Source organism: Pseudoalteromonas sp. 2CM28B (genome assembly GCF_023161935.1).
This window is the reverse complement of the sequence record NZ_JALNTH010000010.1, coordinates 26,612-47,152: the sequence shown is the minus strand read 5'-3', so window position 1 is coordinate 47,152 and position 20,541 is coordinate 26,612. Positions and strand designations below refer to the sequence as shown.

The 20,541-nt window shown below is 41.0% G+C and carries 24 protein-coding genes and 3 tRNA genes; 17 read left to right on the top strand and 10 right to left on the bottom strand.

Features of this window, described 5'->3' with window-relative positions; genetic code table 11:
- The first annotated feature begins 7 nt into the window (after nt 1-7).
- From thiS to MTN96_RS15030, 4 genes are read left to right on the top strand one after another with little or no spacing between them, the layout of a single operon-like run.
- Complete coding sequence (thiS, locus tag MTN96_RS15045) at nt 8-202, top strand: sulfur carrier protein ThiS (RefSeq protein ID WP_248532113.1); 195 nt, start codon at nt 8-10, stop codon at nt 200-202.
- Nucleotides 203-206: 4 nt separating this feature from the next.
- Nucleotides 207-998, top strand: a complete 792-nt coding sequence (locus tag MTN96_RS15040) for a thiazole synthase (protein ID WP_069438876.1) — start codon at nt 207-209, stop codon at nt 996-998.
- A gap of 12 nt (nt 999-1,010) precedes the next feature.
- Nucleotides 1,011-2,537 carry a thiamine phosphate synthase gene (gene thiE / locus MTN96_RS15035; RefSeq protein WP_069438853.1) on the top strand — a complete coding sequence of 509 codons (1,527 nt, stop codon included), beginning with the start codon at nt 1,011-1,013 and terminating at the stop codon, nt 2,535-2,537.
- Between the two features lie 4 nt (nt 2,538-2,541).
- A complete protein-coding gene (locus tag MTN96_RS15030; RefSeq protein WP_175416130.1) occupies nt 2,542-3,297 on the top strand; it encodes a HesA/MoeB/ThiF family protein in 756 nt (251 codons plus the stop codon).
- 106 nt (nt 3,298-3,403) lie between these two features.
- Here MTN96_RS15030 and asd read toward each other — a convergent pair whose 3' ends face one another.
- Both asd and rsgA read right to left on the bottom strand, forming a co-directional pair.
- On the bottom strand, nt 3,404-4,270 hold the full coding sequence (asd, locus tag MTN96_RS15025) for an archaetidylserine decarboxylase (protein WP_016900290.1): 867 nt from the start codon (nt 4,268-4,270) through the stop codon (nt 3,404-3,406).
- Between the two features lie 14 nt (nt 4,271-4,284).
- A complete protein-coding gene (rsgA, locus tag MTN96_RS15020; protein WP_069438877.1) occupies nt 4,285-5,343 on the bottom strand; it encodes a small ribosomal subunit biogenesis GTPase RsgA in 1,059 nt (352 codons plus the stop codon).
- Nucleotides 5,344-5,465: 122 nt separating this feature from the next.
- Between rsgA and orn the strand changes: the two genes are divergently transcribed.
- From orn to MTN96_RS15000, 4 genes are all read left to right on the top strand, one after another.
- Entirely contained in the window at nt 5,466-6,011 is a 546-nt protein-coding gene (gene orn, locus MTN96_RS15015) for an oligoribonuclease (RefSeq protein ID WP_008115490.1), read from the top strand.
- 154 nt (nt 6,012-6,165) lie between these two features.
- Nucleotides 6,166-6,241, top strand: a tRNA-Gly gene (locus tag MTN96_RS15010).
- Between the two features lie 242 nt (nt 6,242-6,483).
- Nucleotides 6,484-6,559, top strand: a tRNA-Gly gene (locus MTN96_RS15005).
- Between the two features lie 155 nt (nt 6,560-6,714).
- Nucleotides 6,715-6,790: transfer RNA gene (locus tag MTN96_RS15000), tRNA-Gly, on the top strand.
- A gap of 140 nt (nt 6,791-6,930) precedes the next feature.
- Here the strand turns inward: MTN96_RS15000 and MTN96_RS14995 are convergent.
- The 3 genes from MTN96_RS14995 to MTN96_RS14985 form a co-directional block, all read right to left on the bottom strand.
- Nucleotides 6,931-7,359, bottom strand: coding sequence for a secondary thiamine-phosphate synthase enzyme YjbQ (locus tag MTN96_RS14995; protein ID WP_069438855.1), 429 nt, complete (start codon nt 7,357-7,359; stop codon nt 6,931-6,933).
- Nucleotides 7,356-7,823, bottom strand: coding sequence for a chemotaxis protein CheX (locus tag MTN96_RS14990; RefSeq protein ID WP_036981196.1), 468 nt, complete (start codon nt 7,821-7,823; stop codon nt 7,356-7,358). The genes MTN96_RS14995 and MTN96_RS14990 overlap by 4 nt, the downstream gene beginning before the upstream one ends.
- A gap of 63 nt (nt 7,824-7,886) precedes the next feature.
- Nucleotides 7,887-8,321, bottom strand: a complete 435-nt coding sequence (locus tag MTN96_RS14985) for a transcriptional repressor (protein WP_036981198.1) — start codon at nt 8,319-8,321, stop codon at nt 7,887-7,889.
- 92 nt (nt 8,322-8,413) lie between these two features.
- Between MTN96_RS14985 and MTN96_RS14980 the strand changes: the two genes are divergently transcribed.
- The 8 genes from MTN96_RS14980 to MTN96_RS14945 all read left to right on the top strand — a co-directional run bounded on the left by MTN96_RS14980 (nt 8,414) and on the right by MTN96_RS14945 (nt 13,918).
- Nucleotides 8,414-9,034, top strand: a complete 621-nt coding sequence (locus MTN96_RS14980) for a MarC family protein (protein ID WP_036981200.1) — start codon at nt 8,414-8,416, stop codon at nt 9,032-9,034.
- Nucleotides 9,035-9,157: 123 nt separating this feature from the next.
- Nucleotides 9,158-10,090, top strand: a complete 933-nt coding sequence (gene dusA, locus MTN96_RS14975) for a tRNA dihydrouridine(20/20a) synthase DusA (protein WP_069438878.1) — start codon at nt 9,158-9,160, stop codon at nt 10,088-10,090.
- A 236-nt stretch (nt 10,091-10,326) separates the two neighbouring features.
- Nucleotides 10,327-11,007 (top strand): PspA/IM30 family protein, encoded by a 681-nt coding sequence (locus MTN96_RS14970; protein ID WP_069438856.1) that lies wholly within the window; start codon nt 10,327-10,329, stop codon nt 11,005-11,007.
- Between the two features lie 10 nt (nt 11,008-11,017).
- On the top strand, nt 11,018-11,224 hold the full coding sequence (locus MTN96_RS14965; RefSeq protein ID WP_013463970.1) for a PspC domain-containing protein: 207 nt from the start codon (nt 11,018-11,020) through the stop codon (nt 11,222-11,224).
- Nucleotides 11,225-11,234: 10 nt separating this feature from the next.
- Complete coding sequence (locus MTN96_RS14960; RefSeq protein WP_069438857.1) at nt 11,235-11,561, top strand: hypothetical protein; 327 nt, start codon at nt 11,235-11,237, stop codon at nt 11,559-11,561.
- 78 nt (nt 11,562-11,639) lie between these two features.
- The gene (locus tag MTN96_RS14955; protein WP_138627049.1) at nt 11,640-12,149 is read left to right on the top strand and encodes a copper chaperone PCu(A)C; all 510 of its coding nucleotides are present in this window, start codon (nt 11,640-11,642) and stop codon (nt 12,147-12,149) included.
- Between the two features lie 8 nt (nt 12,150-12,157).
- A complete protein-coding gene (locus MTN96_RS14950) occupies nt 12,158-13,144 on the top strand; it encodes a DUF2333 family protein (protein WP_013463973.1) in 987 nt (328 codons plus the stop codon).
- Nucleotides 13,145-13,147: 3 nt separating this feature from the next.
- The gene (locus MTN96_RS14945; RefSeq protein ID WP_036981206.1) at nt 13,148-13,918 is read left to right on the top strand and encodes a TIGR04219 family outer membrane beta-barrel protein; all 771 of its coding nucleotides are present in this window, start codon (nt 13,148-13,150) and stop codon (nt 13,916-13,918) included.
- 41 nt (nt 13,919-13,959) lie between these two features.
- Here MTN96_RS14945 and MTN96_RS14940 read toward each other — a convergent pair whose 3' ends face one another.
- Together MTN96_RS14940 and MTN96_RS14935 are read right to left on the bottom strand one after the other, a co-directional pair.
- Nucleotides 13,960-14,841 (bottom strand): TIGR03899 family protein, encoded by an 882-nt coding sequence (locus MTN96_RS14940; RefSeq protein WP_248532112.1) that lies wholly within the window; start codon nt 14,839-14,841, stop codon nt 13,960-13,962.
- Complete coding sequence (locus MTN96_RS14935; RefSeq protein WP_069438860.1) at nt 14,810-15,358, bottom strand: SRPBCC family protein; 549 nt, start codon at nt 15,356-15,358, stop codon at nt 14,810-14,812. The genes MTN96_RS14940 and MTN96_RS14935 overlap by 32 nt, the downstream gene beginning before the upstream one ends.
- A 289-nt stretch (nt 15,359-15,647) precedes the next feature.
- On the opposite strand from MTN96_RS14935, the gene MTN96_RS14930 reads away from it, so the two are divergent.
- Entirely contained in the window at nt 15,648-17,831 is a 2,184-nt protein-coding gene (locus tag MTN96_RS14930; RefSeq protein ID WP_248532111.1) for a YgiQ family radical SAM protein, read from the top strand.
- Between the two features lie 84 nt (nt 17,832-17,915).
- Here MTN96_RS14930 and mgtE read toward each other — a convergent pair whose 3' ends face one another.
- From mgtE to rapZ, 3 genes are all read right to left on the bottom strand, one after another.
- Nucleotides 17,916-19,274 carry a magnesium transporter gene (mgtE, locus tag MTN96_RS14925; RefSeq protein ID WP_013463978.1) on the bottom strand — a complete coding sequence of 453 codons (1,359 nt, stop codon included), beginning with the start codon at nt 19,272-19,274 and terminating at the stop codon, nt 17,916-17,918.
- Nucleotides 19,275-19,397: 123 nt separating this feature from the next.
- Nucleotides 19,398-19,670, bottom strand: a complete 273-nt coding sequence (locus MTN96_RS14920) for an HPr family phosphocarrier protein (RefSeq protein ID WP_013463979.1) — start codon at nt 19,668-19,670, stop codon at nt 19,398-19,400.
- A 19-nt stretch (nt 19,671-19,689) separates the two neighbouring features.
- Complete coding sequence (gene rapZ, locus MTN96_RS14915; protein ID WP_036981214.1) at nt 19,690-20,532, bottom strand: RNase adapter RapZ; 843 nt, start codon at nt 20,530-20,532, stop codon at nt 19,690-19,692.
- Between the last annotated feature and the right edge of the window lie 9 nt (nt 20,533-20,541).

Sequence of the window (20,541 nt, the reverse complement as noted above, 5' to 3'; positions counted from 1 at the left end):
GTATTAAATGAACATTACAATTAATGGTGAGCTTTTAAATGTGACTAGCCAAGCGCTGCTGGAAATAGTAAAAAACGTGGGTGCAATGGCGCCTTATGCCGTGGCTGTAAATGGAGAGTTTATTCCTCAGAGTCGCCATAGCCACGTTGTTATAAACGAAGGTGACAGTATTGAGTTATTGTCACCTATCCAAGGTGGATAGTGCTATGCAAAGCAAAGACTGTTTAACAATTTATGGTGAGCCAATCAATAGTCGCTTGTTAATTGGATCTGCGTTATACCCATCACCAGATATAATGACGCAATCAATTAAAGCCTCAGGTGCTGAAATAGTCACCGTGTCACTTAGGCGACAACAAAACGCGGCGGCAGGGAATGATTTTTGGCAATTAATTAAAAACACCGGTTTAAAAATACTGCCTAATACTGCCGGATGCCACAGTGTCAAAGAGGCTATTAACCTAGCTAAAATGTGCCGAGAAGTATTTGCTACCGATTGGATAAAACTTGAATTAATAGGCGATGACTATAATTTACAGCCCGATCCATTTGCATTACTTGAAGCCACAAAAATATTGATTGATGATGGGTTTAAAGTACTGCCTTATTGCACTGATGATTTAGTGCTGTGTCAGCGCTTAAATGAATTAGGTTGTGAGGTGCTAATGCCGTGGGGCGCGCCTATTGGCACCGGTAAAGGATTGTTAAATAGTTATAATTTAAAAACCATTAGAGAGCGCCTGCCTAATACAACATTAATTGTTGATGCTGGGTTAGGTTTACCATCGCATGCCTGCCAAGCACTTGAATTAGGATATGATGCGGTATTATTAAATTCAGCCATTGCAGGGGCGGGTTGCCCAGTGACTATGAGCCGTGCATTTAAAGTTGCGGTAGAAGCAGGGCGCTTTGCATACAATGCCAAAGCAATGCCCGAAAAAGACGTTGCAACCCCCTCAACCCCAACAATGGGTATGCCATTTTGGCATCAGCAGTAAGGAAATAAAAATATGACAAACGTAGTGTGGACAATTGCTGGCTCAGACTCCGGCGGCGGCGCGGGTATTCAAGCCGATATCAAGGCAATGCAAAGTTTTGGTGTACATGCTTGTACAGCAATCACCGCGCTTACCGCTCAAAATAGCTTAGGTGTAGAGGCCATTAATGCAGTGTCTACCGATATTATTGAATCTCAGTTGCTTGCACTTGAAAAAGACATGAAAGCCAAAGTGATAAAAATTGGCATGCTTGCTAATGTGCAGCAAATTCAGTTAATTAGTGAGCACATAAGCCACTACAAAACCAAATGGCCAACCCCGCCGGTTATTGTGTATGACCCTGTGGCTATTGCCTCAAGCGGTGACTTACTAACAGAAGAAGACACCGTAAGCGCAATAAAAGAATGTTTATTACCGCTGGTGGATGTAATTACCCCAAATACCCACGAAACACAGTTATTAACGGGTGTGTATTTAATTGGCCCTGCAGCGATTAAAGAAGCGGCGAGTAAGCTGATGGCGTGGGGCGCAAAAGCGGTGGTGATTAAAGGCGGACATTGGGATTACCCAAGCGGGTATTGCATTGATTACTGCACACAAAACGGTGAAGACTATTGGCTAGGTAATGAAAAAATTCAAGTTCCACATAGCCATGGTACAGGGTGCAGTATGGCGTCGGTAATTGCTGCGTGTCTTGCAAAAGACTACCCATTAAAAGATGCGTTTATTTTAGCTAAAGCCTATATAAACCAAGGTTTAAAGCAATCAGTTCGCTATGGCGAGGGTATAGGGCCCGTCGCACAAACGCAGTTTCCTACCGATTTAGCGCATTACCCTCAGGTGATTGAACCGGGTAGCTGGTTAGGTGATGAGTTGGATTTTGATGTGCCGCTTGATTTTAATATGGCTGCTGATTTTGCAGCCTGTGAAAGTAAAAAGCTTGGCCTCTACGGCGTGGTTGATAGCATTGAATGGCTAGAAAAGTGCTTACAGCAAGGAATTAAAACAGCTCAGCTTCGTGTTAAAAATAAAACGCAGAATGAGCTAGATGAACTGATTGCCAAAGCGGTCACCTTAGGTGAGCAGTATAATGCGCAGGTATTTATAAATGATTACTGGCAACTTGCCATCAAACATGGCGCCTATGGGGTGCATTTAGGGCAAGAAGACTTAGAGAGTGCAAACTTAGTTGCTATAAAAGAAGCAGGCCTGCGACTTGGTCTCTCTACCCATGGGTTTTATGAAATGCTACGCGCGCATAATTATCGCCCAAGCTACATGGCGTTTGGTGCTATTTACCCAACGACGACCAAAGACATGACAGGGCAAATACAAGGGCTTGAAAAGCTCAATAAATTTGTACCGCTTATGCAGAGTTACCCTACAGTCGCTATTGGCGGTATTGATTTAAGCCGCGCAACTGAAGTAGCAAATACGGGGGTTGGTAGCGTAGCTGTGGTACGTGCCATTAGTGAAGCGTCTGATCATGTTTCAGCAATTCGATCACTGCAAACCGCGATTAATACAAAACATGACTGATACGTTGCAAACGTTAAATGACAAAGAAACCTTGCGTTATAGCCGCCATATATTACTTGATGAAGTGGGGCTTGACGGGCAGTTAATGCTGAAACGTTCAACGGTTGCCGTAGTTGGTGCAGGTGGCTTAGGTAGTCCTGCGCTGCTGTATTTAGCGGCAGCTGGCATTGGGTCGCTTATTTTAATTGATGACGATGTAGTTGAACTGTCTAACTTACAGCGCCAAGTGCTCTATAAAGTAAATCATTTGGGGCAAAACAAAGTTCGCGCGGCTAGAAAAGTGCTTGCGAGCCTTAACAATCAAATAAATATAATAACCCACACTCAAAAGCTGGATGATACCAATAGTGCGTTGCTCTTAAAAAACGCCGACATAGTGCTTGATTGCTCTGATAACTTTAGTACCCGCTATGCGGTTAATCGCTATTGCATTGCTAAAAACACTCGCTTAATTACAGGGGCTGCGCTGGCAACTCAAGGGCAATTAATGGGGTTTGATTTTAGACAAAGTGACAGCCCATGTTACGGCTGTGTTTTCCCTCAAAGTAGTGATGCACCGGTTATAAATTGTAGTAATGCCGGGGTAATTAGCCCTTTACTTGGGATTGTTGGGTCAATGCAGGCACAATTAACCCTCAATATGTTGTTAGGTCATTTTAAGGGGAATGTGTTTATAACGTTTGACGCATTAAGCTTAAAGCAACAGCATTTTAAGATGACTAAGGATTTAGCGTGTAAAGAGTGTGGCGGGTATGAGTAATGAAAAGCTTGGCTTTTAACGTGAGTAAGCTCTACGTTTACAAGAAAACACCGCGGTTATTGAAAATAAACGCGGTGTTTTTTTAAGCTCGAACTGACAATACCTATTAATCATCAATTTTTGCAAAGGCAGTGCCTAAACGAGTAACTACCTCTGGGAGTTGATCGTCTAATATTTCTGCTTTGTTCGCACCCCATGCAAGTACAACCGTTGAGCCTAATTTAAAGCGACCCATTTCTTCCCCTTTCTTAAGGGTGATCGCGTTTTCGCCTTTAGTTGGGTAGTTCCAGCTAAACACATCACTGCCAGCTGGTGGAGTTACTGTGCCAGCCCAAATAGTTTCTATGCTGGCAACAATGGTTGCGCCTACCAAGACCATAGCTAAAGGACCAATTTCAGTTTCAAAAATAGCCACTACACGCTCGTTACGGGCAAATAAATTTGGTACGTTTTGAGCGGTAAGTGGGTTTACTGAAAATAAATCGCCCGGTACATAAATCATTTTGCTTAGCGTGCCATCAATTGGCATATGAATCCGGTGGTAATCTTTTGGGGCTAAGTAAATAGTTGCAAATTTACCGCCTAAAAACGGGGTTGTGTCGTCTTGTGATCCACCTAACAATGCTTGTAAGCTGTAATCGTGGCCTTTAGCTTGAATAAGTTGACCATCAACAATGTCGCCTAGTTGGCTAATTGCGCCGTCTACTGGATGAATAATAATATCGTCATCTTCAACCATAGGACGCACACCGTCTTTTAACGGACGGGTAAAAAATTCATTAAAGCTTTTGTAATGAGCCGGATCTGAATATTTAGCTTCGCTCATATCTATTTTATATTGTTTAATAAATAATTTAATTAATGTAGTTGTTAACGCACCGGCTTTTGCTGCAGCAAGTTTACCTACCACACGAGAAATAAAGTGTTTTGGCATGGCATACTGCATGGCGATTTTAAATTTATCTAAACTCACAGGTTATTCCCTTATTATACGCGGGGCGCACGAGCGCCTGCACGGCCATCGGCCATGGTTTCTAAAATACGGTGGTAGCTTTCAAAGCGTAATTTTGAAATATCGCCATCGGCTACCGCTTGTTTAATTATACAGCCCGGATCGTTTAAATGTTTACAATCTCTAAACCGGCATCCGCCTATAAATTCTCTAAATTCTTTAAAGCACCAAGTGACGCGTTCAACATCTAAATGCCATAGGCCAAATTCACGAATCCCCGGTGAGTCAATTAAATTACCCCCGCTCGGTAAATGATGAAGGCGTGATACCGTGGTGGTGTGCTGGCCAAGCCCGCTGTTTTCAGATACTTCTTTAGTCAAAATTTCAGCATCCGGCAGTACAGTGTTAACTAAGGTAGATTTACCCACGCCACTTTGACCAACAAAAATATTGTTTTTGCCCGCAAGTACTTCTTTTAACTCATTAATGCCTTCGCCAGTTATATTACTAACTAGCAGCACCTGATAATTAAGCTTACGGTAAATGTCGAGGATTTGTTGTATTTCGTTTAAACCAGCTTCATCAATTAAATCAATTTTATTCAGTACTAAAATGGGTTCGATACCCATATCTTCACAGGCAATTAAATAGCGATCAATAATGCTCGGGGTAAACTCTGGCAGTACCGCTGAAACCATTAAAATTTGATCAATATTAGCGGCAATCACTTTAACCCCATCATAAAAATCGGGGCGCGTGAGTTGTGAACGGCGCTCTTGAGTTGCTTCAATAACACCCGCTAAATCACCTGCACTTACTTTTGCACGGCGAAACAATACTTCATCGCCGCAAACCAAGTTCGATACGGTACGACGAATATTACAACGTAATACATCACCGTTTTGTGTTTCTACATCGGCATGTTGTCCAAAGCGGCTAATAACAATCGCATTTTCCACTTGACCTAAATTATCTGTTTGCCATTCTTGCGCGCCGACTTTTGCCGGTTTTGTATCGGCATTCGATAAGCGCTTTTGATGATTGGCCTTGATCCTACGGGATTGGCCTTTACTTAATTTTTTCTGTTTTGCCACTTGAGGCCTATAACCTGAGTTAAATGCCGAGTTTGCCAAAAAAAGCTTTAGCTCGACGGTTGATGCTAATATGATATATCGAAATGCGTTGGATCTAAAGAAAAGCACCGTTTAAGGTAATTATGACTATTAATAAATCAAATTTAATTTGGCTCGATCTGGAAATGACCGGACTTGAACCAGAGACTGACAAAATACTTGAAATTGCAACTGTTGTCACTGACGCTGATCTGAATATATTAGCCGAAGGCCCAACCATTGCCATTCATCAAAGTGATGAACTACTTGATGGTATGGATGAGTGGTGTACAACTCAGCATGGCAAATCAGGGCTTACAGCGCGTTGTAAGGCAAGTACTTTCGATGAAGCTTATGCCGTTGAGCAAACTCTCGCGTTTTTAAAGCAATGGGTGCCAGCGGGTGCTTCACCTATGTGTGGTAACTCAATAGGCCAAGACCGTCGTTTTATGAATAAGTATATGCGTGAGCTTGAAGACTTTTTTCATTACCGTAATTTAGATGTAAGTACCATTAAAGAACTTGCTCGTCGTTGGAAACCAGATGTATTGGCTCAAGTGAATAAAAAAGGGTCACATTTAGCGTTAGACGACATTAAAGATTCGATTATGGAATTAAAGGTTTACCGAGAAAAGTTTTTTAATTTATAAAAAATACTTGCAAAGCACCCTAATTATTGTAGAATCCTGCCCCGCTTAAGACGATAACCCCCGCGGGGTTAGTGTATTTGAGCTTAAGTTAAAGATTCAAGATGAAAGGTTAAAGGAACAAGGTTTAATATTGATAGAACCTAGAACCTAGAATGCGGCACTAGCTCAGTTGGTAGAGCGCGACCTTGCCAAGGTCGAGGTCACGAGTTCGAGCCTCGTGTGCCGCTCCAATTTTTCACCAAAAGAAATTGTAGTAGAAATAAAGATTCAAGATGAAAGGAACAAGGTTTAATTTTGACAGAACCTAGAACCTAGAATGCGGCACTAGCTCAGTTGCCAGAATGTAGGACGCGACTTGTCGCGCACCAACGGACAAATTACTGACTATTTTGAATGCGGCACTAGCTCAGTTGCCAGAATGTAGGACGCGACTTGTCGCGCACCAACAGACAAATTACTGACTATTTTGAATGCGGCACTAGCTCAGTTGGTAGAGCGCGACCTTGCCAAGGTCGAGGTCACGAGTTCGAGCCTCGTGTGCCGCTCCAATTTCTCACCAAAAGAAATTGTAGTAGAAATAAAGATTCAAGATGAAAGGTTAAAGGAACAAGGTTTAATATTGATAGAACCTAGAACCTAGAACCTAGAACCTAGAACCTAGAACCTAGAACCTAGAACCTAGAACCTAGAACCTTCATATAATGCGGTACTAGCTCAGTTGGTAGAGCGCGACCTTGCCAAGGTCGAGGTCACGAGTTCGAGCCTCGTGTACCGCTCCAATCTTATTTACTTTCCAGATATTCATTTTCAAATAGCAAACAATAATCCACACGTGAATCATTATAAATTTAATTTATATAATTTTTATCGATTTGAAGTGCTCAATGGATGCGAACGATCTGTGTTATAAAACCTAGCTCTAAAACGTTTCGCCTTGCAAAGTGGCAATAATACGCCTAGCCCCGCCATGGTCGCGATGTTCGCCTAAGTATATTCCTTGCCAAGTCCCCAGCGCTAATTGACCATTATTAATAGGTATCATTAACTCGCAACCTAAAGTGCTGGTTTTAATATGAGCAGGCATATCATCATCGCCCTCATAGTCATGACGATAATAAGGCTGGCGCTCAGGTACAAACTGATTGAAGTGACTTTCCATATCCATACGCACGGTCGGATCGGCATTTTCATTAATGGTTAAGCTGGCAGAGGTGTGTTGAATAAATAAGTGTAATAAACCTATTTTTAGTTGGCTCAGCTGTGGGAGTTTAGTCAGTATGTCGTTATCAATTAAGTGAAAGCCCCGCGAGCGAGGCTTTAATGTAATCGTGGTTTGCGACCAGCTCATAGCTTATCGAAGCTCACTTCAATGTTTGCATTACCTGCATCACTGGTAAATGGCATAATAATTTTTTTGCCGTCACTTTTATGCGTAATGGTATGGTTTTTACCAGACACAACAATGGGGGTTGCCATGGCAAAGTCATAGCCTTTTTCACCTAATAGGTTTTTAGCACCACCGGTGACCATATTGGTTATTTCGCCGACCATGTCTGTGACTTCTTCATTTACGCTGTTAGGTCTCTCACCTAACATACGTTCCATTATAGTCAGCGCTAAACTTTCGTCGAAGGTTATTGAAAATGAACCGCGAGTTTGGGGGCCAACCATACCAATTAATCCCGATACATCACCACAGGCCACTTCATCGGTTTTAATGCGAGGTTTACCTGGTTTTAACTGAGTTTTAGCCATGGTGCTCAATACATTCATCAAAGAAGATAAAAAGGGATTAATGAACTCTACATTCATATTATATATCCTTAAATTGGTACTGATAGGGGGGATACGTAAAGTATAGCTATAGTCGCTCAGCTATGCTCGACAAGCGTCACATTTACCGTGTGCTTCTATGGTTTGCCCAGAAACTACAAAGCCACTTTCCGCTGCTAAGTTATTGAGCTCATGTGAAATTACTGTTGAATGCAGCTCTTTAACAAACCCACATGTATCGCAAATTAGTAATTGAACAGGATGAATATGATCAAAGTGATGACACAACATGAATGCGTTAGTGCTTTCAATTTTATGAATAAAACCGAGTTCTGCTAAAAAGTCTAAAGCACGATAAATTGTCGCAGGTTTTGCGCCTGTTTCAGTGACTTTTAATTGCTCTAGCAAATCGTATGCACCCACACCACCTTGAGCGCTTGCTAATAAACGAAATACCTTTTCGCGAATAGGTGTGAATCGCGCACCACGGTTGTCGCATACTTGTTTTGCTTTATTTACGAGTGATTCTATATTCATCTTCTCTCATCCTTACTTTGCCGTGATATACTAACATACTGTATTGTAGTTGCAGCGATTTATTAACCGCTTTTGTGAAAAGGTATTCATTAATGCATGAATTATTAGCCACATTTATTTTCTTTTTTGCAGTTATCGATCCAATCGGCACAATTCCGGTTTTTATCGCCGTAACTCGGGGTGATGACGACAAGTTTAAGCGTAAAGTGATTTTTAAGGCAGTGGGTGTATCTGCTTTAGTACTGTTATTTTTTGTGGTTGCCGGTGAGCAATTACTCAATGTGATTGAGATTCCACTATCGGCATTTCAAATAGCCGGTGGCTTGATCTTATTAATTTTTGCACTCTCCATGACGTTTGGTGAAAGTAAACCCGAAGCTGAAATTAAAAGTGTTCGCGATAGCACTGAAACCGCTATTTTTCCGCTGGCTATACCCTCAATTGCAAGCCCTGGCGCTATGTTAGGTGCGGTATTAATGACGCGTAATGAAGAATATACTTGGGTTGAACAAATGATTACCTCATCAATGATGCTGGCCGTTTTAGTGGTGGTACTTATTTTGTTATTACTTGCTACGCAGGTACATAAAATAATAGGTGATAGCGGGGCAAGTATTATTAGCCGAATTATGGGGTTAATTTTAAGCTCAGTCGCAGTAACGAATATTTTAAATGGTATCGCACAATACTTTGGCTTGCAGGTGTTTGCTTAACATTGCTGCGCATGGGGCTTTTGTGTAAAATGCAGCGCCTTTTAAGCTGTGCTTAAATTATAAATTTTTGAGGACTACATTTTGGATAAACGTACTTTAAATCGACGCTTTTCTGTTGCCCCAATGTTAGATTGGACTGATCGCCATTGTCGTACGTTTCATCGTAAAATGACAAAGCACACCGTGCTCTACACTGAAATGATCACCACAGGTGCTATTTTATTTGGTCGTGGTGACTATTTGCATTTTAATCAACACGAAGGCCCAGTAGCGCTGCAGCTGGGGGGCTCAGATCCGCAAGCGCTAGCACAGTGTGCCAAGCTTGCAGGTGAGCGCGGTTATGATGAAATAAACCTTAACGTAGGCTGTCCGTCTGATCGTGTGCAAAATGGGCGTTTTGGTGCCTGTTTAATGGCAGAGCCCGAGCTTGTGGCAGAGTGTGTTGCTGCAATGAAAAGTGAAGTCAGTATTCCTGTTACGGTAAAAACGCGCATTGGTATTGATGAGCAAGACTCCTATGAATTTTTATGTGCGCTTATTGAAGCATCGCATAAAGTAGGCTGTGATGATTTTATTATTCATGCCCGTAAGGCATGGCTAAAAGGGTTGAGCCCAAAAGAAAATCGCGAAGTACCACCGCTTGATTACCCCCGTGTTTACCAGCTTAAAAAAGATTATCCACAACTTGATTTAAGTATTAATGGGGGTGTTAAAACCATTGAGCAAAGTCTTGAGCATTTACAGTACATAGATGGGGTGATGGTTGGGCGAGAGGCTTACAGTAATCCATTTATGCTAAATGAAGTGGATGAAAAAATATATGGTGACGCTGCTAATACTCAGTCACGTCATGAAGTTGTGCGCTCTATGTATGATTACATTGAAGAAGAGATGCGTTTAGGCGCTAACTTTTGGCATGTTGCTCGCCATATGTTAGGTATTTTTCAGGGACAACCCGGTGCGCGTGGTTTTAGACGCCATTTATCTGAAAATGGCCATGGCAAGCAAGCTGATCTAGGTGTTATGGATAAAGCACTAAGTTACGTACCCGAATAACAGATCCTCTGTATAGAAAAAAGCCACCTCAGGTGGCTTTTTTTGACCCCAAATTTTGGTCAAAAGTTTAATTTATTAGCCAATTCGACTTAACTCCATTCAGTGATGAGTCATTAATTTACCTACTTGAAATAACTTAACTACATGATATTTAATTAAAATAAAACTATTTTAAGTTGTTGGCATAACTCTTGGAATCCTGTTGATGTATAAATAAAAATCATCAGGAGAATAACATGGGTATATTTAACCGCGTAAACGACGTCATTCAAGCAAATATCGTAGCTATGCTTGATAAAGCAGAAAACTCAGAGAAATTACTCAATTTAATGCTTACTGAAATGCAAGAAGCGCTTAATGAGTGTCGTAGTACGGTAGCTGCACTTTTATGTGAAGAAAAGTGCATTAAACGACAAATAAGTAACAAACAGCAAGCGCTCGCAAATTGGCAATTAAAAGCTGAGCATGCTGTGGCAAAAAATCGTGACGATTTAGCTAAATCAGCATTAGCCGAAAAACACACAGTTGAACAAAGCATAGGGTGCCTGCAAACGCAGCTTGAAACATTGCAGCAATCAATTGTAAAAATCACAGAAGACTGCGAGCGCTTACAACACAAAATGATGCAGGCAAAAGCAAAACAAGCACAACTTACAAAGCGTGAAAACGTAGTTGAAGCAAGGGCAAAAATAAATACGCAACTACAAAGCGATAAAGTGGCTTTTGCCTTATCACGATTTGAGCAAATAGAGCGCCGCGTTGAAAGTGTAGAGTCGCAAGTTGAAGCGTATGAGCTCACAGATACTGCGAGCAATACAGCTATGCAAATTGAGTCACTGGTTAAAAATGAAAAAATTGATGTAGAACTGGCTAGTTTAAAAGCAAGTTTAAATACTGCTAATAAACAAACAGCTTAAGGAGATTGTTATGAATAGTTTTAATACACACCGTCGTTGGTACAAAAACACGCTTAACAAAAAAATATCAGGCGTCTGTAGTGGGTTAGCTTACCGACTAGACTTTCCGGTATGGTCTACTCGCTTAGTGACTGTTTTATTATTTTTAAGTTTTCCGTTTGCAGTGGCGCTAGGTTATTTAATTGCTCACTGTTGCCTTGAAGAAAAAGCAGTGTAAGGAGAGCAGCATGAAAACATTCGTCGTGTGCCTAGTTATTTTTGCGTTGTTTTTAATTAATAGCGGTTCAATTATTCACTTTGATGTGTGGCAGTTTCCGCTATGGATCTCAGATATTAGCTGGACAGGTATAGAGCTCATTGGTGCGTTAGTTGCTATTATCGTTGTTATTGCGATTGTTGCTTTAGTGACGATGGGGTTAGTTGGCGCGGCGATGGTGGCACTGGCTGGTACTATTTTAGCTTTTTTATTCGGATCATTGATGATTGCTTGGCCGTTATTGTTTGTAGCAGGGCTGTGTTGGTTAATCGCAGATAACAAAAAAGTCGTCTCTTGAGCTTAAATTAGCTGCCTAACATAGGGGAATTATGATAAATTTAAACTATATTTTTTTGTTTTAACAAGGATTTTACCGATGATTAAACAATGTATTTTGATAGCAAGTGCATTAATGGTGGGGGTTTTTTCGTCTTCGTTAATGGCGCACGAAGGACATGAACACGATAGTGTTGTTGCGCAGCTACAAGTAACACATGCGCAAGTAAGAGAGTTTTTGCCGGCAACCAAAGCCAGTGTGGCTTACTTTAGTATTAAAAACCACAGCAATGTACCAGCAACGTTGACTAAAGCGACAATTGATGGTCTAGGGCGTGTTGAAATTCATGAGCACGTTCACGCTGACGGTATGATGAAAATGCAAAAAGTCGAATCATTGCTTATTAAAGCTCACCAACAACTCGATTTTAAGCCAGGCAGCTATCATTTAATGGTGTTTGAACCACAAGAACCGTTAAAAGTAGGTCAAGAACGTAAACTCACGCTATATTTTGAAGACGGGAACCGAGTATTTACCAATGCAAAAGTCGTTTCGTTAGCCTCACAAGCAGAGTCGGTAAAAGCATCGAAAGATCATAGTCATCATTAGGAGGATAAATGTCACAGCATAAAGGAAAAATAATAACGGCACTGGTACTGTTATTTGTCGTGTTTTACGCCATTGCAGTATACTGGAGTATAGAGCCTTCACGTTTTGATGTTGTGCAAAATGCTAAGCAACAAGCGCAGCAACGCAGTGAAAAACTAGTCACAGGTTATGTAACAACTTCAACACTCATCACTGTAGCTGATACGCTTTTAACTAAATCAGGCGGTTACTTATCAAATGATGTGCTACCACCGAGCGTAATAATGGACAATATGCCGGCCTGGGAGTATGGTGCGCTGGAAATGGTGCGTGATTTAGCGTTGTCTATGCGAAAAGATTTTAGCCGCTCACAATCGCAATCAACTGAACACGAAGCGCTCAAAAAAGCTCAGCCACAATTTAATATCAGCTCTGAAGCATGGGCATGGCCAAGTGCTGAGGGTGAATACCAAAAAGGAATTGATTATTTAATGGTATATCGTTCTCAAATAGCCAATCAGCATGAGCGCGATAGCCAATTTTACTCTCGTGCAGATAACCTACGCAGTTGGTTAAAAGAAGCTGAAAAGCGTTTAGGCAGCTTAAGTCAGCGTTTAAGTGCAAGCGTGGGTCAAGATAAAGTTAACACTGACCTCGCCGGTAACTCTTCAAATACACAGGCCACCTATACGCCTTTACAACAACAAATAAAAACATCATGGTGGGAAATTGATGATGTATTTTATGAGTCACGTGGTGCTACTTGGGCTTTACTGCACTTTTTACAGGCGGTTGAATATGATTTTGCCGATGTGCTTGATAAAAAGAACGCCCGTGTCAGCTTGCAACAAATTATACGCGAGCTTGAAGCAACCCAAGAAACGGTATGGAGCCCAATGATTTTAAACGGTAATGGATTTGGTTATGTCGCCAACCATTCACTTGTTATGGCAAATTATATTTCTAGAGCCAATGCGGCACTGATTGAACTTAGTGAATTATTAGCGCAAGGATAAAAAATGAAAAAGTATTGTATAGCAGCAGCCTTATCAATGGCATGTTTAGCTCCTGTAGCACAAGCCGACACTGTATTAGGCTTATATGTAGGGGTTGATGGTTGGAAAGCAGATAATGACGGTAGCTTTTCTGATAACAATAACGCCCTGCAAAACTTCAACTTTAAAGATGAAACTTTTGTCAGTTATTACGCTGCGCTTGAGCACCCAGTGCCATTAGTGCCAAACTTAAAGTTAAAATACACTGAGCTTGAATTAACCGGTTCAACAGTGCTTGAAGACACATTTAGCTTTAACGGCACTGATTATGTTGTAGGCACAGGTGTTAATTCAGTGACTGACTTATCGCATATTGATTATATTCTTTACTACGAGATTTTTGATAACGATTTAATCTCAATTGATTTAGGTCTTAATGCTAAGCAGTTTGATGGTGAGCTTGTTGTAACAGGTACATCACAACAAGGTGGCGCTAACTTTACTGAAATCGAAGAGTTCTCTGGTGTTGTGCCGTTAGTATATGGACGTTTTGAAGCGGGTTTACCATTTAGTGGTTTAAGTGTTTTTGCTGAAGGCAGCTTTTTAGCCATAGATGACAGTAAAGTACAAGATTACCAAATGGGTATTGCTTGGGAGTTTATTGATAACCTAGCCGTTGATGTTGCGGTTAAGGCGGGCTACCGCTCTATGGTGTTAGAACTTGATGATGTAGATGATATTAATACTGATATTGATGCATCGGGGCCGTTTGCCGGTATTCAGGTTCACTTTTAAGCACCGACTTTTCGAAAAGCCACCTCGTGTGGCTTTTTTAGTTACTTTGAAGCATGCCACACTAATTCAAATTCCCCTTCAAATGCCGCACCAATTAACTGTTTGTACACCTTGTTAATTGGGTAGTTCATTAATCTAAACAGTTCATCACCGGTTTGGGTAAACTTATAATAGCTAAGCACCAAATCGTTACTTTTTGCTTTTAAAGTTAGTTTTTGAGTCAAAAAGGAGAGGGTGAACTCTTGTCCTGCTTTTAATGCAGCGGATTCAATCTCTTTACGGTATAACAAATTTAAATCCATTAAGGTTAATACATCAGGAAAGCTCACACCGCTTTTACCTATGCTTAATGACACTTTATTACCTTTACCTAGTAAATCAAATAATGAGGGTTTTTTGTAATACCCCAAGAATATTAGGTGGCTACTATCCTTTTCGTTATACCCAGAAATAGACACGCACTTTCTTAATGAATCGGCTTCGCGCTGGGTCATGTGCTTGAGTGTTTGTAAACTTTTAATAGAAAAAGTACCTGGGCTAATGGTTTCGCCAGTAAAAATTTTTGCCCACAACACTTGCATAGATTGATTTGAGGTATCTTCACATAAGGCTATAAAGTGCTCTACCCAATCAGCATCGGGCTGTTTAGCGCAAGCAACATCAGGACAAAACTCCATTGCTAAGGCTAAAATAGTCTCAATATTTTGTTGCTGTTTAATCAGTAGTAAGTCTTGTCTTTTTTGAGCACGCGCTAAAATTGAATGCTCGCTATTAATACTATAAAGCGATTTGGCTTTACTTTGAGGATTATAGGTTTTTTCATCAATGGCAGGCGTATTACTCACTTTTGTGACCGAGTAACCTAGCAGTGACTCAATAATATTGGCAAGTTTAATCCTGGCTTGTGCGGTTTTGACTGTCATGGCTTTCCATTATTGCTTGTGCATCACTGAGTTGAGCGACCGTTTTTAAGTTATTTAGCCCTAGGGTCACTATATTACCTAATATATTTTCAGCAAATATAGCAACGTACCCAGAAATAAGCGGCATCGTTGCTTGTCCTTCTATTTGCCACGTGACGGTTTTTGTGTGCGGGCTAAATAGCAATTTGCTAGTGATAATATGCTCTTGATTAAATAACACACTAAATACAACTTCATTATCGCTTAATGCCGATATTGTCATTTCGCCTTTGCCCCATTTACCTTCCCAAGATTGGTAGGCTCCTGCGCCAGAGCTTGGTTCTCCAATATTAAACTTAATATTAGGGTCTATTTGTTGCCACGGCGACCATTTATACCACTGGGTAAAGTCCTCCACTAATGACTTTATTGCGGGAGCGCGTGCGTTAATCTTTATACTTTTTTGCACATGATAATTTTGTGGTAACAATAATCCAACGATAACAAAAACCAAGAGTAAAATGATTGAAAACTGCATTATTTTTTTAAGTAGTTTAATAGGTATTCCTCATCTATTTTAATTTACAGCGTCTATCAATTATTAATTATTTAATAGTTTAACGAAGTCGCGGTTGCTTTTGATCTATTTTATCTACCTTGTATTATTTCAAAAGCAGACATTAGCCGTAATAAGTTTAGATGATTTATTAGTTTTAGTAATGCAATAAAGGTAAACAATTTTTAATCAGCGCTTTCATTTTGTGCTATATCAACGGGGATGTCGATAGGGTATAATTCGCGCCTTTTGTTATTGAACGGCCAATTTTATGAGCACATTAAAAGCTGATCGCGCCTTATTCTCATATCCCAAGTATTGGGCTGAGTGTTATGGCACAGCTCCATTTTTACCAACAACACGCGAAGAAATGGACGCGCTTGGCTGGGATAGCTGCGATATTATTATTATTAGCGGTGATGCTTATGTAGACCATCCTAGTTTTGGGATGGCCGTAATTGGCCGTGTGCTTGAAGCGCAGGGGTTCAGAGTGGGCATTATTGCTCAGCCTGATTGGAACTCTAAAGATGCCTTTATGGCATTGGGTAAGCCTAACTTATTTTTTGGTATTACAGCCGGTAATATGGACTCGATGATCAATCGTTACACCGCTGAAAAACGAATGCGCCATGATGATGCATACACACCAGGAAATGTCGGCGGTAAACGCCCCGATCGCGCCGTGATCATATACTCACAACGTTGTCGTGAAGCCTATAAAGATGTGCCGCTCGTGTTAGGGGGCATTGAAGCCAGCTTGCGTCGTATTGCTCATTATGACTATTGGCAAGAAAAAGTACGTCGTAGCGTATTATTTGACGCTAAAGGCGATATTTTAATTTATGGTAATGCCGAACGCCCGTTAGTTGAAGTAGCGCACCGTATCGCTGCGGGTGAAACCATAGATACCATACAAGATGTGAGAGGCACGGCGGTTATTCGTAAAGAGCCTTTACCCGGTTGGCGTGGCAGTGATTCAACAGCCATTGATAAAATTGGTAAAATAGACCCTATTCCTAATCCTTATGGTGCGGATGATGTGGGTTGTGCTAAATCAGAATTTAAGCAAGCGGGTATTGATTTAAAAGCCGAAGCTGCAAAACCAATTATCATCCAACCTGCGCGCCCTAAGCCGTGGGAAAAAACTTACGTTAAGTTACCTGCTTTTGAGCAGGTCAGTGTTAATAAACCATTATATGCTCATGCATCGCGTATTTTGCACCAAGAAACCAACCCCGGTTGTGCAAGAGCGTTGTTTCAGCGTCATGGCGATCGCTCTATTTGGGTGAACCCGCCAGCTTATCCACTTGAAACCCAAGAAATGGATGATGTGTTTGGTTTACCGTATCAGCGCATTCCGCACCCAAGTTATGGCGACGCTAAAATTCCTGCTTACGATATGATTAAAACGTCGGTAAATATAATGCGCGGCTGTTTTGGCGGCTGTTCGTTTTGTTCTATTACCGAGCATGAAGGGCGAATAATACAAAGCCGTTCTCAAGAATCAATTATTGAAGAGATTGAACAAATTAGAGATAAAGTGCCGGGCTTTACTGGGGTTATCTCTGATTTAGGTGGGCCAACTGCAAATATGTATAAACTGCGTTGTACCAGTAAAAAAGCAGAGAGTACCTGTCGTCGCTTGTCGTGTGTGTATCCTGATATTTGTAAGCATATGGATACCGATCACACACCCACTATCGACTTATATAAAAAGGCGCGTGAGGTTAAAGGGATCAAAAAGATCTTAATTGCTTCAGGCGTGCGTTATGACCTTGCTGTACGTGATCCTCGTTACGTTAAAGAGCTAGTAACCCATCATGTTGGTGGATATTTAAAAATAGCACCTGAGCACACAGAAGATGGTCCATTATCAAAAATGATGAAACCAGGTATGGGCGCTTATGATGAATTTAAAGCGCTATTTGATAAGTACTCAAAAGAAGCGGGTAAAAAGCAGTATTTAATTCCATACTTTATTTCTGCTCACCCGGGGACTAAAGATGAAGATATGGTAAACATGGCTTTATGGTTGAAATCGAATGATTTTAAGCTTGATCAGGTACAAAATTTTTACCCATCACCGATGGCTAATGCGACCACTATTTATCATACTGAAATGAACTCGCTACGCAATATTAAAAATAATACTGAGCAAGTTGCGGTGCCAAAGGGCGCGCGTCAGCGTCGTTTGCATAAAGCAATTTTACGCTATCACGATCCTGCCGGTTGGCCGATGATCCGTGAAGCCCTTCGTAACATGGGCAAAGCTAAACTCATTGGTAAAGGTCCAAATTGTTTAGTGCCAGAAGAAGGGCGAGATGAAAGGCAAGCCAAAGGCGGTAAAGGTAACAAGGGCGGTCGCCCTGCGCTTACTCGTCATACTGGGTTTAGTCAGTTTAAAAAAGCCAACACTAAACCTAAGGTTGGCGGTAATCGCCAGCGCGCTAAGTAGCCTTAACTTATGTAAAGTAACTATCGGCTTAAACAAAAACACCGCGTATTGACGCGGTGTTTTTGTTTATAAAAAGATTAGAGCCTAAATCAATAACCAAGTCGCAGTACCTAAGAAGGCAAATATACCAACAATATCAGTTACTGTGGTTAGTACCACACTGCCTGCAAGTGCTGGATCTATTTTCATTTTTTTAAGCAATAGTGGGATACTAGCACCCGCAATACCTGCTGCAACTAAATTCATAAACATAGCAAACGCTAAAACACCACCGAGTTTGAAATCCCATTGCCAAAGCGCAACGACACCGGCAATTAGGATAGACCAAACCATACCGTTAATCGCGCCGATAGCGAGTTCTTTTAATAATAAAAAACGTTGGTTAGTTTGGTTGATATGGCCCACCGCGATACCGCGAATAACCAAAGTTAAGGTTTGGCTGCCTGCAACCCCACCCATTGACGGAACAATACCATTGAGCACAGCAAGAATTGGTAATATAGCTAAGGTGTTTTCAAAAAAGCTCGCCACAATTGCAGCCAGCAATGCAGTTAGTAAGTTTACACCCAGCCAAATTGAGCGCTTTTTAGAGCTTTTTAACACAGGTGCAAAGGTATCTTCTTCATCATCTAAACCCGCTAAACCCAGTAAACTGTGCTCAGCGTCTTCACGAATAACATCAACGATATCATCAATGGTGATCCGCCCAAGCAAGTGTGCGTTGTCATCAACAACCGGTGCCGATATCCAGTTATGACGCTCAAACAATTGTGCAACTTCGCTCTCATCCATTGAAATAGGAATAGACTCACAGTCTTCATCCATTAACTCATGAACAATTTTTTCAGGGGGATTAGTTAATAAAGTACTCAGCGATAGGGCGCCTAAAAAGCAGTTATTTTCATCAACCACATATAAGTCATCTGTACCCTCAGGTAATTCGCCGCGTAAGCGAATATAACGTAGTACCACATCTAGAGTCACATCGGGGCGAATAGTAACGGTATCTATATTCATCAATGCGCCAGCAGAGCGCTCTTGATACGATAAAGCCTGCGTTGCACGTTCTCTATCTTGAATATCCATAGCGCTAACAACATCTTTATAAACAGTGTCAGGTAGGCTACGTAGTACTTCCCCTAAATCATCATGGCCCATGTCTTCGGTTGCAGCAGCAATGTGCTCGGGTGCCATTTGCGCAATAATGCCCAAACGTACATCTTCAGACAGCTCTTCAAGCACATCACCTTGTACATCAGGATCAACCAGTTGCCAGAGCATACGACGAATTTTATGGGGAGATGATTCTAAAAGAAGTGCGGTATCACAAGGTGCCGTTTTTGCTAGCATGCGCCTAACTTGAACAAATTGACCACTATTTAGTGACTTAGTCACCTGTTTTAGTTGTTGTAGTGGAATATCTTGTTCTAAAGCTTCAGGCATTGGCGTCCTTAATTAAATTTTATTACACGATGATGGGGTATTGCTTTATCTTACTTTATATCAGTAAACTACCTCAACCACTATTAATCTAAGTTTAGGATGATGAGTTAATAATGAACTTTTTTATTCTTGCTCATTAAATCGTTGGTCGATGAGTTCACCTATTGCGCTAAGTGCAGGCTCAGCGTCGGGGCCTTCGCATACCACCTTAACTTCTTTGCCTTGGCTGCTTTCGAGTAACATAAGTGCCAGCACGCTATCGCCAGCGGCTTGTTTGTCATCTTGAAATAAAGTGATTGTGGCATCAAATTGCACAGAAAGCTGAGCTAATACTGTCGCCGCTCTAGCGTGTAATCCTAATTTGTTTTTTATTAAAAATGTATTTTCTAAGCGCATGACATGTTCTCACTCGGTATTATTCTTGTTCTCGGTGGCGAATTTTTACATTAGGATGGCTCATTGCAAAGCTTTCGCCAATGGTTTGCGCTAAATAAACAGAGCGGTGTTGCCCACCGGTGCAGCCAATTGCAATAGTTAAGTAGCTGCGGTTATTTCGTTCTAAATGCGGCAGCCATGTTTGCACAAATGTTTGAATTTGCCATGTAAATTTTTGCACTATACTGTGACTTGCTAGGTAGTCTTTTACTGGTTGATCCAGCCCTGTAAGTAGCTTTAGTTCAGGCTCCCAATGCGGGTTTGGTAAAAAACGGGCATCGAATACGTAATCTGCTTCTTTAGGGAGGCCGTGTTTAAAACCAAATGACTCAAAGGTAATGATCAGTTGTTTATCTTTTTTTCCGAGTATTTTTTCACGAATAGACTCAGCAAGCTGATGCACACTTAAATCTGTGGTATCAATCATATAATCAGCACGATTAATCAATACATCAAGTAGTTGTTTTTCTTTTTTTATGGCTAAATCAAGCGGCAAAGAATCAATAGATAAAGGGTGAAGACGACGCGTTTCTGAAAAGCGTTTTATTAATGTTTGATCGTCACTGTCTAAATAAAATACCGTTGGTTTAGTAAAACCAGGTAAATATTCAATGATTTCATTAAACTGCTGTTGCTCTTTAGGTAGGTTACGTACATCAACACTCACAGCAATTTTATTATAACTGTCGGAAACACTGCGCACTAATGATGGTAATAAATTAAGAGGAATATTGTCTACACAATAATAACCTAAGTCTTCCACAACGCGTAACGCCACAGATTTACCTGACCCTGAGCGACCGCTTATAATTATTAATTCCATTTACCACCT